General features: G+C 68.8%; 15 protein-coding genes. 14 read left to right on the top strand and 1 reads right to left on the bottom strand.

Annotated features, from left to right (window positions below; all coding sequences use genetic code 11):
• Positions 1 to 152: 152 nt before the first annotated feature.
• Positions 153 to 1,499: an MFS transporter gene (locus AB5I40_RS06685; RefSeq protein WP_370937538.1), complete on the bottom strand. Its 1,347-nt coding sequence runs from the start codon at positions 1,497 to 1,499 to the stop codon at positions 153 to 155.
• A gap of 177 nt (positions 1,500 to 1,676) precedes the next feature.
• On the opposite strand from AB5I40_RS06685, the gene AB5I40_RS06680 reads away from it, so the two are divergent.
• From AB5I40_RS06680 to AB5I40_RS06615, 14 genes are all read left to right on the top strand, one after another.
• The gene (locus AB5I40_RS06680; RefSeq protein ID WP_370937537.1) at positions 1,677 to 2,882 is read left to right on the top strand and encodes a CaiB/BaiF CoA transferase family protein; all 1,206 of its coding nucleotides are present in this window, start codon (positions 1,677 to 1,679) and stop codon (positions 2,880 to 2,882) included.
• Between the two features lie 32 nt (positions 2,883 to 2,914).
• Positions 2,915 to 4,066: an acyl-CoA dehydrogenase family protein gene (locus tag AB5I40_RS06675; protein ID WP_370937536.1), complete on the top strand. Its 1,152-nt coding sequence runs from the start codon at positions 2,915 to 2,917 to the stop codon at positions 4,064 to 4,066.
• 30 nt (positions 4,067 to 4,096) lie between these two features.
• Positions 4,097 to 4,603 carry a MaoC/PaaZ C-terminal domain-containing protein gene (locus tag AB5I40_RS06670; protein ID WP_370937535.1) on the top strand — a complete coding sequence of 169 codons (507 nt, stop codon included), beginning with the start codon at positions 4,097 to 4,099 and terminating at the stop codon, positions 4,601 to 4,603.
• Entirely contained in the window at positions 4,600 to 5,826 is a 1,227-nt protein-coding gene (locus AB5I40_RS06665; RefSeq protein ID WP_370937534.1) for a thiolase family protein, read from the top strand. The genes AB5I40_RS06670 and AB5I40_RS06665 overlap by 4 nt, the downstream gene beginning before the upstream one ends.
• Positions 5,826 to 6,233 (top strand): Zn-ribbon domain-containing OB-fold protein, encoded by a 408-nt coding sequence (locus AB5I40_RS06660; RefSeq protein ID WP_370937533.1) that lies wholly within the window; start codon positions 5,826 to 5,828, stop codon positions 6,231 to 6,233. The genes AB5I40_RS06665 and AB5I40_RS06660 overlap by 1 nt, the downstream gene beginning before the upstream one ends.
• Position 6,234: 1 nt before the next feature.
• Positions 6,235 to 7,443 carry a CaiB/BaiF CoA transferase family protein gene (locus tag AB5I40_RS06655; protein WP_370937532.1) on the top strand — a complete coding sequence of 403 codons (1,209 nt, stop codon included), beginning with the start codon at positions 6,235 to 6,237 and terminating at the stop codon, positions 7,441 to 7,443.
• Complete coding sequence (locus AB5I40_RS06650; protein WP_370937531.1) at positions 7,433 to 8,581, top strand: CaiB/BaiF CoA transferase family protein; 1,149 nt, start codon at positions 7,433 to 7,435, stop codon at positions 8,579 to 8,581. The genes AB5I40_RS06655 and AB5I40_RS06650 overlap by 11 nt, the downstream gene beginning before the upstream one ends.
• A gap of 29 nt (positions 8,582 to 8,610) precedes the next feature.
• Positions 8,611 to 9,963, top strand: coding sequence for a phenylacetate--CoA ligase family protein (locus AB5I40_RS06645; protein WP_370937530.1), 1,353 nt, complete (start codon positions 8,611 to 8,613; stop codon positions 9,961 to 9,963).
• Positions 9,964 to 9,975: 12 nt separating this feature from the next.
• The gene (locus AB5I40_RS06640) at positions 9,976 to 10,908 is read left to right on the top strand and encodes a LysR family transcriptional regulator (RefSeq protein ID WP_370937529.1); all 933 of its coding nucleotides are present in this window, start codon (positions 9,976 to 9,978) and stop codon (positions 10,906 to 10,908) included.
• 323 nt (positions 10,909 to 11,231) lie between these two features.
• Positions 11,232 to 12,353 (top strand): NDMA-dependent alcohol dehydrogenase, encoded by a 1,122-nt coding sequence (locus tag AB5I40_RS06635; RefSeq protein WP_370937528.1) that lies wholly within the window; start codon positions 11,232 to 11,234, stop codon positions 12,351 to 12,353.
• Positions 12,354 to 12,370: 17 nt separating this feature from the next.
• On the top strand, positions 12,371 to 13,240 hold the full coding sequence (locus AB5I40_RS06630; protein ID WP_370937527.1) for an MBL fold metallo-hydrolase: 870 nt from the start codon (positions 12,371 to 12,373) through the stop codon (positions 13,238 to 13,240).
• Between the two features lie 2 nt (positions 13,241 to 13,242).
• Entirely contained in the window at positions 13,243 to 14,103 is an 861-nt protein-coding gene (locus AB5I40_RS06625; protein ID WP_370940468.1) for an alpha/beta hydrolase, read from the top strand.
• Positions 14,100 to 15,230, top strand: a complete 1,131-nt coding sequence (locus tag AB5I40_RS06620) for an NDMA-dependent alcohol dehydrogenase (RefSeq protein ID WP_370937526.1) — start codon at positions 14,100 to 14,102, stop codon at positions 15,228 to 15,230. The genes AB5I40_RS06625 and AB5I40_RS06620 overlap by 4 nt, the downstream gene beginning before the upstream one ends.
• Positions 15,230 to 16,021, top strand: a complete 792-nt coding sequence (locus AB5I40_RS06615; protein ID WP_370937525.1) for an SDR family NAD(P)-dependent oxidoreductase — start codon at positions 15,230 to 15,232, stop codon at positions 16,019 to 16,021. The genes AB5I40_RS06620 and AB5I40_RS06615 overlap by 1 nt, the downstream gene beginning before the upstream one ends.
• Positions 16,022 to 16,029 lie beyond the last annotated feature (8 nt).

The following is a 16,029-nucleotide window of genomic DNA, read 5'->3' as shown; positions in this document are numbered from 1 at the left end:
CGAAATTTCGAAAGCGGTGATTCGGGATGGCGAAAGTCCGGTGTCCGGGTTTCAGCTTTCCGCCAGCCTTGATTGCCTGCGACGGCGATCTAGACCAGACCCGGGTGCCTGGCTGTCCGGTTCCTCGGCCAGCCAGGCACCGCGTACGCCGGTCAGACAGCCTGAGCGGCGGAGCCGGACTGTGCGGTTGACGTTTTCGTGCTCAGCCGGGGAAGTTCCCGCAGCAGCAACCCGGCGACAACGGAAATCAGTGCCGCCCCGCCGTTGTAGATCGCCACCGTCGTCCAACTGCCGCTCGACTTGAACAACGCCGCCGAGATCAACGGTGCGAACGAGCCGCCCAGCACCGCGCCAAGGCCGTAGGACACCGCCAGCGCGCTGTAGCGGATCGAAGGCGGGAAGGCGAGCGCGAAGAACGTCGGCTCGGCGGCGGAGTTCGCGCTTACGGCCATGAACAGCAGCACGAAACCGGCGACCATCGGCAGGTAGCTGCCGCTGCCCAGCAGCGGGTAGAACGCGAACGGGGTCAGCACCAGGGCGATCGCTGACACCACGAACACCTGCTTGCGGCCGAACCGGTCGGCCAGCAATCCGAACAGCGGGGTCGAGAACATGTACATCGCGGTCACGATGAGCAGCATCGACAGCAGCGTCGTCTTCGGCTGGTGCAGCACCGACGTGCCGTAGGTCAGCGAATACACCGTGACGACATAGAAATTGACGTGCGTGCCGAGGCAGCACAGCATCACCAGGATCATCGGGCGCCAGCCGCGCTTGACCGCGTCCGCGAGCGGGACCCGCTTGACCGCCTGCGCGTTCTCCACGCGGACGAACTCGGGGCTTTCGTCGAGCTTGACCCGGATGTACAGGCCGACCAGCACCAGGACCGCGCTCAGCAGGAACGGGATGCGCCAGCCCCAGGTGAGGAAGGCGTCGCCGGGGAGTTCGTTCAGCACCAGGAACAGCAGGTTCGCGAGCAGCAAGCCCCAGCCGGCACCGGAGTTGACGAACGCACCGGCCAGGCCGCGGCGTTTGTCGCCGGAGCTTTCCACGCTCATCACGAAGCCGCCGGCTTGTTCGCCGCCGAGGGCGAGGCCTTGGACCAAGCGGCAGAGCACGAGCAGGATGGGTGCGAGGATGCCGATCGTGTGGTAGGTCGGCAGCAGGCCGATCGCGAAAGTGCCCACGCCCATCAGCATCATGGTCAGGAACAGGACGCGTTTGCGGCCGACGCGGTCGCCGAGGTTGCCGAAGATCGCGGCGCCGATCGGGCGCATCACGAAGGCGATCGCGAACGTCGACAGCGACAGCAGGACCCCGGCGGCGGGGTCGACCTGCGGGAAGAACAGTTTTCCGAAGACCAGCGAGGCGGCGACCCCGTAGACCAGGAAGTCGTAGTACTCGACGGTGGTGCCGACCATGCTCGCCACGACGGCGCGGCGGCCGGATCGGGCGCAGGCGGCGGGTTCCGGTGCGGACGGGGATTTCGGCGTCGTCATTGAACGCCCCTCTCCGAATGGGGTGCGGCGGACCGGGAAATGTGATCAAAATTGAGCCCCGAGCGGGGTCGCCGTAGCGTATGCAGGCCGTTCGGGGTAATCAATTCGGAGTTCCCGAAGCGCGGCTTCGGGTTTGCGAAATAGGTTTCCGCCCCGCGCGCGCGTAGCGTCGCGAGGATGGAAGACACGCACTCCGGACCGCTCAAGGGCGTGCGGATCGTCGAACTTGGCGGGGTCGGGCCGACGCCGTTCGCCTGCATGCTGCTGGCTGATCTCGGCGCCGAGGTGCTGCGCGTCGAACGCCCGCCCGGCTACGACGGCGGCGCGCCGATCGAACCCCGATTCGAGCTGATGAACCGGGGCCGCCGGGGCGTGCCGCTGGATCTCAAGAACCCGGATGCGGTTGCCGCCGTGCTGCGGATGGTCGAGCGGGCCGACGCGCTGGTCGAGGGGTTCCGTCCCGGCGTCGCGGAGAAGCTGGGGCTCGGGCCGGACGAGTGCCTGGCCGCGAACCCGGCACTGGTGTACGGCCGGATGACCGGCTGGGGCCAGGACGGGCCGCTGGCCGCGGCCGCGGGCCATGACGTCAACTACGTGTCCCTGACCGGCGTCGTGCACTCGATCGGCGAGGCGGGAGGACCGCCCGTCATCCCGCTGAACCTGACCGGCGACTTCGGCGGCGGGTCGCTGTACCTGGCTCTCGGGGTGGTGTCCGCGCTGCTGGAAAGTCGCAGTTCAGGCAAGGGGCAGGTGGTGGACGCCGCAATGGTGGACGGTTCGGCGTCGCTGATGACTGCCTTCTACGGCTTCCGGGCGGCGGGCTACTGGACCGACGAGCGCGGCACGAACCGGCTCGATTCCGGCGCGCCCTGGTACCAGGTCTACGAGACCCAGGACGGCGGCTGGATCAGCCTCGCCGCGAACGAGACCCGTTTCTGGCGCAACACCCTGCGGATGCTCGGGCTCGCCGAGGACGAACTGCCCGGTCAGCACGACCGGCAGCGCTGGCCGGAAATGAAAAAGCGCTTCGCCGAGGTGTTCCGGACGAAGACGCGTAGCGAGTGGTGCGCGCTCGCCGAAGGGCAGGACGTGTGCCTCGCGCCGGTGCTGTCGATGGCGGAGGCTCCGCACCATCCGCATCTGCGGGCCCGAGGCACGTTCGTCGAGGTCGACGGCGTCGTGCAGCCCGGTCCCGCGCCGCGGTTCAGCCGCACGCCCGGGGCGATCCAGCGGCCGCCTGCCGCGCCGGGAGAGCACGCGGAGGAGGCGCTGGCCGACTGGGGCTTTTCCGCTGCGGAGGCCGCGGCCCTGCGCGCCGGGTTCGGAAATCCCGAATCTCGCCTTCGGGAACCGTCAATTGGCTTTCCGGTCCGGCCGCATTAACCTGATGGAAACCGCGATGGGAGTACGAGAAAATGTGCGCGAATTTCCTCAACGAATCGCAGGCGGAATGGCTGAAGACCGTCAACGACTTCATGGACAACGAAATCACCGTCGAGTATGTCCGGAACTGCGACTTCGAACGGCAGTACCCGTACGAGGCGTATGACAAGATCGCGAAGCAGGGCTGGCTCGGCATCCTGATCCCGGAGTCCGAGGGCGGCTCCGGCGGGGACATCTTCGACTACTCCCTGATGGCCGAGGGGCTCGGCAAGTTCGGCTTCGACTTCGCCTGCTCGGTGCTGGTGCCCACGTTCACCGCGATGAACATCATCAAGTACGGCACCGCGGAGCAGAAAGCCCGCTACGTCAAGCCGTTCATCGACGGCGAGATCCGGTTCTCCGTCTCGATCTCCGAGCCGGACGCCGGTTCGGACGCGGCCAACACCAAGACCCACGCGCGCCAAGACGAGAACGGCGACTGGATCGTCAGCGGCTCGAAGCTGTGGTGCAGCGGTGCGGCGGCGAAGGACACCGTCATCGCGATGCTCGTCCGCACCGACAAGAACGACAAGCACAACGGCCTGTCCGTGCTGCTGATCCCGAACGACACCCCGGGCCTGGACATCCGCAAGCTGCCCACGCTGTCCCGGCACGCCACCGGCACGACCGAGATCTTCCTCGACGAGGTCCGGGTGCCCGCGGACGCGCTGCTCGGCGAGGTCGGCCAGGGCTGGAAGATCATCACCGAGCACCTGGAGCTGGAACGCTGCGCGGTCGCCGCGGCCTACACCGGCAACGCGCAGGAGGCGGTCAGCAACGCCAACCGGTACGCCCACCAGCGCACCCAGTTCGGCAAGCCGATCCGCGATTTCCAGGTGCTCAAGCACATGCTGGCGGAGAACCAGACGCGCGTCGACGCCGCTCGCCTGCTGTGCTACCGCGCGGCGCAGATGAAGGCGGACAACCTGCCGGCCGCCCGCGAGACGTCGATGGCCAAGCTGTACGGCTCGGAAACCCTGAAGCAGTGCGCGCTCGACGGCATGCAGATCCTGGGCGGCTACGCGAACCTGCCCGAGGGCGACATGGAGCGCTACCTGCGCGAAAGCATCCAGTCGACGATCGGCGGCGGCACCTCCCAGATCCAGCGCACCATCATCGCGAAGTCGATGCGCCTGCCCGCCTGACCCGCCCGTTTTCCCGAGGAGAGAAGATCAATGGGGATCAACAACCGCATCGACATGCCCTACGACGAGCTGGAGGTCGGCCAGGTCTTCCGTACCGGCGGGCGGACGATCACCGAGGCCGACGTCGTCAACTACTGCGCGCTGACCGGCAACTGGATCGAGATCCACTCCAACAAGCACTACGCGGAGCAGACCCGGTTCGGGAAGCGGCTGGTGCAGGGGTCGCTGACGTACTCGATCATGACCGGGCTGATCCAGTTCGGCCCGTCGATCCAGGCGAACTACGGGATCGACAACCTGCGCTACCTCAAGCCGGTCGCGATCGACGACACGATCTACGTGACCGCCGAGGTCACCGCGAAGAAGGAAAAGGACGGCAAGTACGGCGTCACCACCTTCCTGATGAAGGCGCTCAACCAGGACGGCTACGTGGTGCAGCGCAGCGAGTGGAGCCTGCTGATGCTGCGCCGCCGCGAGGACCTCGAAGCGCTGCTGGCGGCGTCCCTGCCGACGGAGAAGCAGCCGGAGAAGAAGTGAGCGCCGGCGAACCGGTCGCCGCGATCGTCGGGATGGGCGACGCGTACGCGTCGAAGGCCGACCGGAAAGACCCGCTGCAGCTGGCCACCGAGGCGACGATGGCCGCGCTGGCCGACGCCGGGATCGGCAAGCACCAGGTGGACGCGGTGTTCACCGGTCGCTCGCCGTGGGCGGACAAGCGGTCCCAGTGGAGCAACATCTTCATCTCCCATCTGCAGATGCCGGTGACGCTCAACAGCGAGATCACGCTGCACGGAGCCGGGCTGACGTCGACCATCGCGGTGGCGTCGCAGATGATCGCGGCGGGCGCGGCGGAGTATGTGCTGTGCGTGCAGAGCGATGCGACCGAGTTGTTCGTGGACGCGGTGGCGATGGGTTCGGAGGCCGATTCGGACCCGCAATACGAAGTGCCGTACGGCCCGACCATTCCGTCTCTGTACGGGCAGGCCGCGTGCCGGTACTTCCACGAATACGGGCTGACCGAGGAAGACCTCGCCGACGTCGCCATCGCCAACCAGCGATGGGGTGCGCAGCATCCGCACGCGGCGAAGCGCAAGCACGGCGAGATCGACCGCGAGAAGGTGCTGTCGTCGCCGTACGTCGCCACGCCGCTGCGCCGGTGGATGTGCTCCACCTGGGGCGGTGGCACCGGCGGCGCGCTCGTAGTCACCTCCCCGGAGCGCGCGAAGGAAGCGCGCGACCCGGTCTGGGTGCACGGCTACGGTTCGGCGACGACGCACGAGTACCTCACCGACCGGATGAACATGAGGTCGGGCCGGTTCGCCGGGCTGGGCGAGTTCCCGAACCTCACGCACACCGCGACGGTCGAGGCCGCCCGCCAGGCGTTCACCCGATCCGGGCTCACTCCGTCCGATGTGGACATGCTGCAGCTGTCCGTCAACTTCGCGCACATGGGCCCGATCATCATGGAGGACCTGGGTTTCGCGAAGAAGGGTCACGGCATCGACGTGTACCGCGAGGGCCGCACCGGGGTCGACGGCGACCTGCCGACCGACACCAACGGCGGCTGGCTTTCCTTCGGGCAGCCGGGGATCTCGTGCAACATGGACAGTCTGGTCGAGGCGGTCCGGCAGTTGCGGGGGACCGCGCTGGGGCTGGCGCCAAAGCGGAAACCGCGCACAGTGCTGGTGCAAGGCGCGGGCGGAATGCTCGCCGCGGCGGGTGTGATGGTGTTGTCCGGCAACGAAGCTGGGAGGCCGTGATGAGCGAGGACTGGCCGCAGCCCTACCGGCTGCCGGATGCCGAACCGTACTGGTCGGCGCTCGGCGAGGAACGGCTCACTTACCAGCGCTGCGGTTCGTGCGGCGAGGTCGTGTGGCCCGCGCACTCGTACTGTCCGCACTGCTCCGCCCGCTCGCTCGGCTGGGAGCAGTCCCAGGGGCGCGGCACGGTGTGGTCCTACAGCACGATCACGCGCGGTCCGACGCCGGTGTGGGCGGCGCTCGTGCCTTACACGGTCGGGTTCGTCGAACTGGCGGAGGGTTACCAGCTGTTCACCCAGATCGAAGCGGAACCGGACGCGATCGAGATCGGCATGCCGGTCGAGGTCCGCTTCGTGCGGCGCGGGGAGCAGACGCTCCCGGTGTTCGCCCCGGCAACGGAGGAATGACATGGCAGGCCCGCTCGACGGTGTGCGGATCCTGGACTTGACCTCGAACTTCATGGGGCCGTACGCGTCCCTGTTGCTCGCGGATCTCGGCGCCGACGTCGCGAAGGTGGAGTCCCCGGAAGGCGACACCACCCGCGGCGTCGGCCCGCGGCGAAATCCCGGGATGGCCGCGATTTTCCTGCACCTGAACCGGAACAAGCGCAGCCTCGTGCTCGATCTGAAGCATCCGGACGGCCGCGACGCGCTCGTCCGCATGATGCGCTCGGCCGACGTCCTGCTGCACAGCCTGCGCCCGGCGGCGATGGAACGGCTCGGACTGTCCTATGCGGACGCTCGCGAGATCAATCCGCGGCTGGTGTACTGCGGCTGCTTCGGGTTCGGCCAGAACGGTCCCTACGCGGCGAAACCGGCTTACGACGACCTGATCCAGGCAGCGGTGGGCATGCCGGTGGTGCAGAGCCGCGGACAGGGCGAACCCGCGTACGTCGCGACGGCGATCGCGGACCGGGTGGTCGGCATGGCGACCTCGTCGGCGGTCACCGCCGCGTTGTACTACCGGGAACGCACCGGGCACGGGCAGGAGGTGCAGGTGCCGATGTTCGAGACGTTCGCCCATTTCGCGATGGGAGACCACCTGTACGGGCACACCTTCGTGCCGCCGATCGGGGAGTGGGGCTACGCGCGGATGCTGAACGCGGACCGCCGTCCTTACCGGACCCTCGACGGGTATCTGGGCGTCAACATCTACACCACCCGGCATTGGCAGCGGTTCTTCGCCGCGGTCGGGCGGTCGGACCTGGCGGAGGACCCGCGGTTCGCCGACATCCACGGCCGGACGGAGAACATCGGCGAGCTGTACGCGTTCCTGGCCGAGGTCTTCGCCACCCGGTCGACCGACGAGTGGCTGAAGGTGCTCACCGAGGCGGACATCCCGGTCATCCGGATGAACACGCCGGAGACGCTGCTGAGCGATCCGCACATGAGCGACATCGGGTTCTTCGCCGAGCAGGACCATCCCTCGGAGGGACGGCTGCGCACCATCGGCATTCCGCAGCAGTGGAGCGAAAGCGCTCCCGAGCTGCGGTACCCCGCGCCTCGGCTGGGCGAGCATTCGGCGGAGCTGCTGGGGGAGTTCGGGTTCGGCGAGAACGAGATCGGTGCGCTGGCCGCCTCGGGCGCTGCCGGGATCGGAGTGCGCGATGACGCGTGAGCTTCCCCTGAGCGGGATCGTCGTGGTGGAGCTGAGCGACAGCGCCTCGGCGCCGTTCGCCGGCAAGATCCTGGCCGAGCTGGGCGCCGAGGTGTGGAAGGTGGAGCGGCCGACCGGCGACTCCGCGCGCGGCTGGGGGCCGAGCGAGTGGAAGGGCGACGGGGCCGCGTTCCACGCGCTCAACCGCGGCCGTCGCTACCTCAGCCTCGACATCAAGGACCGTGAGCAGCTCGCCACGCTGCACCGGCTCATCGCCGAGCGGGCCGACGTTTTCCTGCACAACCTCCGGCCCGGCAGCGCGGCGAAGTACGGCCTCGACGCGGACAATCTGCGCGTGACGAAGCCGGAGCTGGTGCATTGCGAGATCGGTGCGTTCGGCAAGGCCGGGCCGCTGCGCGAACTGCCCGGCTACGACCCGCTGATGCAGGCGTTCTCCGGGATCATGGACATCACCGGGGAGCACGACGGCGGGCCGGTGCGCGCCGGGGTGTCCATTGTGGACTTCGGGACCGGCATGTGGGCGGTGATCGGCATCCTCGCGGCGCTCAACCGGCGGCACGTCAAGCACACCGGCGCCGCGGTGGACGCGTCGCTGCTGGAGACGGCGATCGCGTGGAACTCCGTCGGCATCGCCGGATACGCGGCGGACGGATACCCCGGAAGCAGGCACGGTTCCGGCGTGGCGTTCATCGTCCCGCACCGCGCTTTCGCGGCTTCGGACGGCGCATTGATCGTCAGCTGCGCCAACGACGCGTTGTTCGTCCGGCTGGCCGCCGCGCTCGGACACCCGGAATGGGCGGACGACCCGCGGTTCGCGACGAACGCCGCCAGGCTGGAGAACCGCGCCGAAATCGACCGGCTGATCGGCGAGCGGATCGCGAGCGGCACCCGCGCGCAGTGGCAGGACCGGTTGCAGGCGGCCGGGATTCCCTGCGCGCCGGTGCAGACCACCCCGGAGCTGGTCGGCCACGAGCAGACCCGGGAACTCGGCATCATCGGCGCAGCCGACGAGGGCGAGATCGGCGTCGTCGGGCTGCCCTTGTCCTTCGACGGCAGGCGTCCGCCGCCGCTGCCCGCGGTCCGCCCGATCGGCGCGGACAACGACCTGCTCGGCTCGGTGCTCCCGACCCGGGCCTGACCCGTCCCCGGACAGAAGTGGAAAGTGTCATGGCTGCGCCGTATTCGGAAAAGCAGTGGAGCGCGATCGAGTCCGCGCCTGTGGGCGAGGCTCGAGCGGTGCAGGAGGAGCGGTTGCGCGAGCAGTTGGCGTATGTGGCTGCGCGCAGCGTGTTCTATCAGGAGAAGTTCGCGGGGATCGACCTGGCGAAGGTGCGGACGGTCGAGGACCTGGCCGGATTGCCGTTCACGGAGAAGCAGGAGCTGCGCGAAAGCCTGGCCGCCGCACCGCCGCTGGGGGCGCACGCGGCGGCGAGCCCGGACGAGATCGTGCAGATCCAGGCCTCCTCGGGGACCACGGGCAGCCCGTCGTACGTCGGGCTGACCCGCGGCGACATCGAAACGTGGTGCGAGCTGGGCGCGCGGGCGCTGTACGCGAACGGGTTCCGGCCGGGCGACCGGTTGCTGCACGCGTTCGGGATGAGCAAGGGGTTCGTTGGCGGATTGCCGGTGGTGCAGATCCTGCAGCACATGGGCATCGTCGACATCCCCATCGGAGCCGAGGCCGGAGCCGAACGCCTGCTGCGCGTGCAGGCCGACCAGCGGCCCAACGCGCTGATCGGCACCCCGTACTTCCTCGCCTACCTCGCCGAACAAGCACCGGCGATCGTGGGCATGGACGCTCGTGATCTGGGCGTTCGCGCGATCAGCGTCGGCGGCGAACCCGGCGGCGGGCTGCCCGCGGTGCGGGAGAAGCTGGAATCGCTGTGGGGCGCGACCTCGCGGGAAATGCTCGGCGGCACCGACATCGCCTGCACCTACTGGGGCGAATGCGAGGCCGCGAACGGGATGCACTTCCTGTCGCCGGACCTGATGGTCGCCGAGTTGATCAACCCCGACACCGGCGAGCAGATCGCTCCGGTCGAGGGCGCGCAGGGCGAACTGGTGTACACCGCGCTGCGCAGGCAGGCGTCGCCGCTGGTGCGGTTCCGCACCCGCGACCACGTGATCGTGACCGGCACGGACTGCGCGTGCGGGAGGACCGGATACACGGTGCGGTGCATCGGGAGGACCGACGACATGTTGATCGTCCGCGGGATCAACGTGTTCCCGTCGGCGATCAAGCAACTGGTGGCGGAACTGGCCCCGGTCACCACCGGCGAGATGCGCATCCGCGCGGACTTCGAGGGGCATTCCACGCAGAAGCCGCTGCCGCTCGTGGTCGAACACGCGACTGGGTTGCCTGCGGAGAAACAGGCTGAACTCCGTACCTCCCTGGAAAGCCGGATCCGGTCCGCGCTGAACGTGAAAACCGCCGTCACGCTGGTCCCGGACGGCACTTTGAAGCGTCCTGACCACGTGAAAGTCAACCTCGTGGAACGGGTGCCCGCGCAGACCGCGTGATAGAGGTAGAGCGTGAGCGCGTTCAACAGGCTGCACCTGATCCGGCAGGTCGACCTCCTGACCCTGCGGCTGTTCCTGTCCGCGGTCGAGGAGAAGCAGATCGGGCTGGCCGCGATCCGGGAGAACGTCTCGGCGTCGACGGCGACGAAACGGATCCACGATCTCGAGGCCATCGCCGGCATCGAACTGCTGGACCGCGGCCCGCGCGGCGTGGTGCCGACGCCCGCGGGCGCGGTGCTGGCGCGGCACGTGCGGAAGATCTTCGGCAGTCTCGAGGACATCCGGTCGGAAATCGCGGCGTTCACCGAGGGAATGCAGGGAGATCTGACCATCGCTTCGGCGAGGTCGATCTTCGCGCCGTTTCTCGCCCGGGAACTCGGTGAATTCTACCGGCAATACCCGCAGGTCCGGTTGATCGTCCACGAAATCGAAAACCGGGAAATCGTGCAAGAGGTCGCGCGCGGCGAAGCGGATCTCGGAGTATTCGCCGCGGCGCACGAACTCGACCTGACCGGCGTGGATGTCACGCCGTACCGCCGCGACCGGATCGTGGTGGCGCTGCCGCGCGGGCACCGGTTCGCCGACCGGCTGAGCGTGACGTTCGCGGAGCTGCTGCCGGAGCCCCTGATCGCGGTGGGCCCGATGGCGGGCGCGTTCCGGGCCGCGGCGCGCCGGCTGGGCGAGGAGTTCGAGCCGGCGTTCACCGTGCGCAGCGGCGAGGTCGCGCTGAGCCTGGTCCAGGCCGGGCTCGGGGTCGCGGCGCAGCCGGAGTGCATGGTGCCGCGGGAGTTCCTCGACCGGGTCGCGGTGGTCGAACTCGCCGAACCGTGGGCGGAGCGGAAAATCCACCTCGCGACCGCCGCGGGCCGCCGTCCGGGGCCGGCGTGCCGGGCGCTGATCGAGCAGCTGCTGGACCGGCCCGTCGACGAACCCCCGGTCTCGTGACAGCCCGCCTTCCAGCCGCGGCGCCCCTGGCTGGTTCCCGCGGTACGTGAGGGGAACCCTGAGGGAATCTGATTCCCTCAGGGTTCCCCTCGCGCACCTTGGCACCCGGCTGTCGGGCGGGGCCGCTGACGGGGCGGGTTTCCGTTCCCCGAATTGCCGCTTCGGAGATTCCGAATTGATTCCCGCCGGGTGACCTGCCTAGCATCGAAACCGCAGCAAGAAATCCGTTGACTTCGCAATTCACGGCACTCACGAGTGCTGTTTTGTGCTGCCGGAAACAGGAGGCCGAAAACGATGAACGCACATCGGGGTGCGGTGGTCGGGTGCTGACCCGCGGAGCGGTGCTGCGGGAAACGCCGGGCAGGTACGAGGTCGTGGAGCTGGAGGTCGAGGACCCGCGACAGGGCGAGCTGCGGGTGCAGATGGCCGCGAGCGGCCTGTGCCACTCCGACGACCACTTCGCCACCGGCGACCAGACCCCGCCGATCCTCCCGTTCGCCGGCGGGCACGAAGGGGCCGGAATCGTCGAAGCGGTCGGGCCCGGCACCCCGGGTTTCGCCGAAGGCGACCACGTCGTGTTCTCGTTCCTCCCGGTCTGCGGCCGGTGCCGGTTCTGCGCCCGCGGCCTGCAGAACCTCTGCGATCTCGGCGCCTCGCTCGGCACCGGCGCCCGGCCGGAGGACCCGACGTCGTTCCGGCTCTCCCTCGACGGGCAGCCGGTCGGCCAGATGGCCGGGTTGTCGACCTACTGCGAGCACACCACCGTCTCCACCGCGTCGGTGATCAAGATCGATCCGGACATCCCGCTCGAGGTGGCGTGCCTGACCGGCTGCGGCGTCGGCACCGGATGGGGAGCGGCGGTCAACTCCGCTGCTGTCCGCCCCGGGCACGTCGTGATCGTGATGGGCATCGGCGGCATCGGGATCAACGCCGTCCAGGGCGCCGCACACGCCGGCGCCGCCGCCGTGATCGCGGTCGATCCCGTTGCGTTCAAACGGGAATCCGCGCTGAAGCTCGGCGCGACCCACGCGGTCGCGGACATGGCCGGGGCCACCGAACTGGCCCGGTCGATGACCAACGGGCAAGGCGCCGATTCGGCGATCGTCACCGTCGGCGTCGTGACCGGCCGGCACCTCGGCCAGGGACTCGAAGCGGTCCGCAAGGCCGGCACGTGCGTCGCGGTCGGGCTGGGGGAGAGCTTCGTCCGCGACGGCGATTTCAACCTGCACGAGCTCGTCCTCTACCAAAAGCGTCTGCAAGGTTCGCTGTTCGGCGCGAGTTCGCCTACCGCGGACATCCCGGCCCAGCTGGAGATGTACCGCCAGGGCGCGCTGAAGCTCGATGAGCTGATCACCACCCGCTACGCCCTCGACGACGTCGCCGCCGGGTTCGACGACCTGAAAGCGGGCCGGAACCTCCGCGGCGTCATCGTCCACTCCGCCTGACGAACGAAAGGACAACGATGTCCGCACAGGTTTCGCCCCGGGAAACGATCGCCGTCGGCGACATCAGCATCACCTACCTGCCAGACGGAGAGGCCAGCGTCTCGGAGACCGCGCTGTTCCCGGCTGGCACTCCGGAGCTGTGGAACGCGCACCGGGAACTCTTCGACACCGACGGCAAGCTCCTGCTGTCCCTCGGCACCTTCCTCATCCGCACCGGCGATCGCAAAATCCTCGTCGACCTCGGATTCGGCGACCACACCGTCGACTTCCCCGCCGCGGACGGCGTGTTCCGCTCCGGGCGGCTGCTCACCAGCCTCCGCGAGGAGGGTTTGGCTCCCGAAGACATCGACACGGTTTTCTACACGCACCTGCACATCGACCACGTCGGATGGACCGCTCAGGACGGGAAACTGACCTTCGGCAACGCACGCCACCTCGCCGGCGAACGCGAAGTCGAGTACTGGCAGTCCCTCGGCGACCACCCGATGGCGGCAGTCGGCCCGGGTGGCGCGCTGGATGCGCTCGAAGGACGGGTCGACGCGGTTTCGGACGGCAGTGTCGTCGCGCCCGGCGTATCCGTCGTCGCGACGCCCGGCCACACCCCGGGCCACTGCTCGCTGGTGGTGTCGTCGGGACACCAGCGCGCGATGATCCTCGGCGACGTGTTGCATTGCCCGGTGCAGCTCACCGACAACGAGGTCTCCCTCGTCTTCGAGGTGGACGCCGAACTGGGCGTCCGCACCCGCGACCGGATCATGGGCGAACTGGAGGGCGACCCCGACGCGGTCGCCGCGCAATGCCATCTCACTGGCTCGGCGTTCGGCCGGGTGCTGCGCGGCCGCTCTCGCCGGACGTGGACCGCGCTGAACGCCCAGGGCGTCTCGTGACGATGCCCGCCGAGTACTTCGAGATCGACTCGGCCGCGGTCGGCGCCCGGTTCGCGGTGAGCGTCTTCTTGCCGCGCGGTTACGACCGCGGCGGGGATCGGCCGCTGGTGTACGCCACGGACGGCAACATCGTCGGGCCGCTCACCGAAGGCCTGCGCGGTGCGCTCGCCGACCGGCAACAGGCGCGCCCGGTCGAGCCGTATGTCCAGGTGAACGTCGGCTATGTCGCGGAGGACGCGCCGAATCAGCTGGTCTTGCGCAACCGCGACCTGGTTCCCCCGGGCGAGGGCGTGCCGGACTTCATGCGCGCGCACATCCGAGGCCGGCTCGGCGTCGACTCGGGCGCGGTGCCGGAATCGGTGTGCGACGACTTTTTCGCGCAGCAGAAGAACGCTCGCGCGGACAACTTCCTCGCGTTCCTGGAGACCGAACTGCATCCGGAGATCGAGTCCCGTTACCGGTTCCGTCCCGACGATGTCGGACTGTTCGGCTACTCCTACGGCGGCCTGTTCACCCTGTTCGCCTTGACTTCGGGTTCCGCCCTCTTCACCCGGTTCGGCGCCAGCAGCCCGGGAGTGGTCGTGCCGGACAGCCGCATCTACGAACGCTACGAAAACCTGCACCGACTGCCCCGGGAAACGTTCCTGCACCTGACCGTCAACGCGTACGAAATTCTCGGCCCCAGCAAGTTCTACCGGCACCTGGCCATCGAGTTCCTGCGCTTCCTCGACGTGGTGACCGAGCGCCCGCTGCCGGGCCTGCGAGTAAGCACCGAGCTGATCCCGGGCGAATCGCACAGCACCGGAATGGTCGACGCGTACCGGAGTTTCCTGCGTGCCTGCTACCCCGGAGGTGCTTCATGAAGACGACCGCCGCGCTGCTGTGGGAAGCACCGGGCACGTGGGACGTACGCGAGGTCGACCTGGATCCGCCGAAGGCGGGCGAAGTCCTCGTGCAGATGATGGCGTCCGGTCTGTGCCACTCCGACGATCACTTCGCCCAGGGCGACATCCCGTTCCACTCCTATCCTGCCTGCGGCGGCCACGAGGGCGCGGGCATCGTCCGCGAAGTCGGGCCAGGTGTCACCCGGGTCGCGCCGGGCGACCACATCGTCACGTCGTTCATCCCGGCGTGCGGGCACTGCCGGATGTGCGTGGCCGGGCGGCAGAACCTCTGCGACAACGGGGCGCTGATCACCGTCGGCACCCAGCTCGACGGTACGTTCCGGATGCACGCGGACGGTCGCGGCGTGGCACAGAACGCGTGCATCTCCACGTTCTCCGAATGGACCGTCATCCCCGAGGTGTCCGCGACGCCGATCCGCCGAGACATCCCGTTCGAGGTCGCCGCGATCGTCGGCTGTGCGGTCCCGACCGGCTGGGGTTCCGCGGTGCGCGCGGCCGGGATCGCGGCCGGGGACGTGGTGATCGTGATGGGCACCGGCGGCATCGGGATGAATGCGGTGCAGGGCGCGCGGTACGTCGGGGCCGAGCACGTCCTCGCAGTCGATCCGCTGGCGATGAAGCGCGAACTCGCGCTGAAGCTCGGGGCCACGGAGGCGTTCGCGGACATCGGCGAGGCGACCGAACGAGCCTGTTCGCTGACGAACGGCCAGGGCGCGGACTCGGCGATCGTGTGCGTCGGCGTGCTCGCCGCCGAGCACCTCGCGCAGGCGTACGCGGCGATCCGCAAGGGCGGCACGCTCGTGGTGACCAGCGCGGCGAAGCACGATCTCACCGGGATTCCGGTGCCGCTGCTCGAATTCACCATGTCGGAAAAGCGGATCCAGGGCGCGCTCTACGGAATGGGCGGCCCGGCCCGGGAGATCCCGCTCATGCTGGACCTGTACCGGAACGGCTCGCTGAAACTGGAGGAGCTGATCACCCGGACCTACGACCTCGAACAGGTCAATGAAGCGTACGCGGACCTGCACAACGGGCTGAACGTGCGCGGAGTGGTGAGTTTCGCGAACCGGCACGGAGGATCCTGATGACCACGTTGGACGGAAAAGTCGCCCTGATCACCGGTGGCACCGGCGGGATCGGCCGCGGCGTCGCGCGGCGGTTGGCCGCCGCCGGGGCGACGGTGGTGCTGAACGGGCGGGAGGAGCGCAAAGCCGAGGCCGCGCTGGCCGAGTTGGACGGCAAAGGCCATTTCGTGGCAGGCGATGTCCGGTCCGCCAAGGACATGGCCGCGGTGGCGGCCGAAACGGCCGAACGATTCGGCGGCATCGACATCGTCGTGCCCAGCGCGGGCGGCAACGACGACGAGGCCCGCACCACCGCGGTGCGCGGGCCGTTCGCGGACATCGATCTGGAACGCGTCACCGCGTTCATCGGTGCGGCTGTCGCGGCGAAGCTCAACGTCGTGCAGGCGGCTGTGCCGTACCTGCGGGAGCGGGGCGGCGGCAGCGTCGTCTTCGTGACGTCGGAGGGCGGCCGGGTCCCGACGCCCGGCCAGACCGCTATCGCCACCTTCTCCGGCGGCTTGATCATGGCGAGCAAGGTGCTGTCGAAAGAGCTTGCGCGCGACCGGATCCGGGTGAACTGCGTCTGCGTCACGGTGGTCCGCGACTCTCCGTCGTGGACTGCCGCGTTCGAATCGGAAGACGCGGTGAGCGACCGGCACCGCAGGCAGTACGAGAAGATCATCGGACGCAGCCCGCTCGGCGTCGCGGCTCCCGACGACATCGGCGACGTCGTCGCGTTTCTGGCTTCCGAAGAGTCCCGGTACCTCACCGGCCTGGTCGCCAGCCCGACCGGCGGCCTCACCATCCACTGAGGAGGTCC

It is taken from the genome of Amycolatopsis sp. cg13 (assembly GCF_041346965.1).
Lineage (GTDB): Bacteria > Actinomycetota > Actinomycetes > Mycobacteriales > Pseudonocardiaceae > Amycolatopsis.
This window is presented reverse-complemented; position numbering and strand designations above follow the sequence as displayed.

Coding starts and splice junctions, on each gene's coding strand:
- AB5I40_RS06680 (WP_370937537.1), top strand. CDS start 1,677: ATGGAAGACACGCACTCCGGACCGCTCAAGGGCGTGCGGATCGTCGAA.
- AB5I40_RS06645 (WP_370937530.1), top strand. CDS start 8,611: ATGGCTGCGCCGTATTCGGAAAAGCAGTGGAGCGCGATCGAGTCCGCG.
- AB5I40_RS06660 (WP_370937533.1), top strand. CDS start 5,826: ATGAGCGAGGACTGGCCGCAGCCCTACCGGCTGCCGGATGCCGAACCG.
- AB5I40_RS06675 (WP_370937536.1), top strand. CDS start 2,915: ATGTGCGCGAATTTCCTCAACGAATCGCAGGCGGAATGGCTGAAGACC.
- AB5I40_RS06620 (WP_370937526.1), top strand. CDS start 14,100: ATGAAGACGACCGCCGCGCTGCTGTGGGAAGCACCGGGCACGTGGGAC.
- AB5I40_RS06685 (WP_370937538.1), bottom strand. CDS start 1,499: ATGACGACGCCGAAATCCCCGTCCGCACCGGAACCCGCCGCCTGCGCC.
- AB5I40_RS06630 (WP_370937527.1), top strand. CDS start 12,371: ATGTCCGCACAGGTTTCGCCCCGGGAAACGATCGCCGTCGGCGACATC.
- AB5I40_RS06615 (WP_370937525.1), top strand. CDS start 15,230: ATGACCACGTTGGACGGAAAAGTCGCCCTGATCACCGGTGGCACCGGC.
- AB5I40_RS06655 (WP_370937532.1), top strand. CDS start 6,235: ATGGCAGGCCCGCTCGACGGTGTGCGGATCCTGGACTTGACCTCGAAC.
- AB5I40_RS06625 (WP_370940468.1), top strand. CDS start 13,243: ATGCCCGCCGAGTACTTCGAGATCGACTCGGCCGCGGTCGGCGCCCGG.
- AB5I40_RS06670 (WP_370937535.1), top strand. CDS start 4,097: ATGGGGATCAACAACCGCATCGACATGCCCTACGACGAGCTGGAGGTC.
- AB5I40_RS06650 (WP_370937531.1), top strand. CDS start 7,433: ATGACGCGTGAGCTTCCCCTGAGCGGGATCGTCGTGGTGGAGCTGAGC.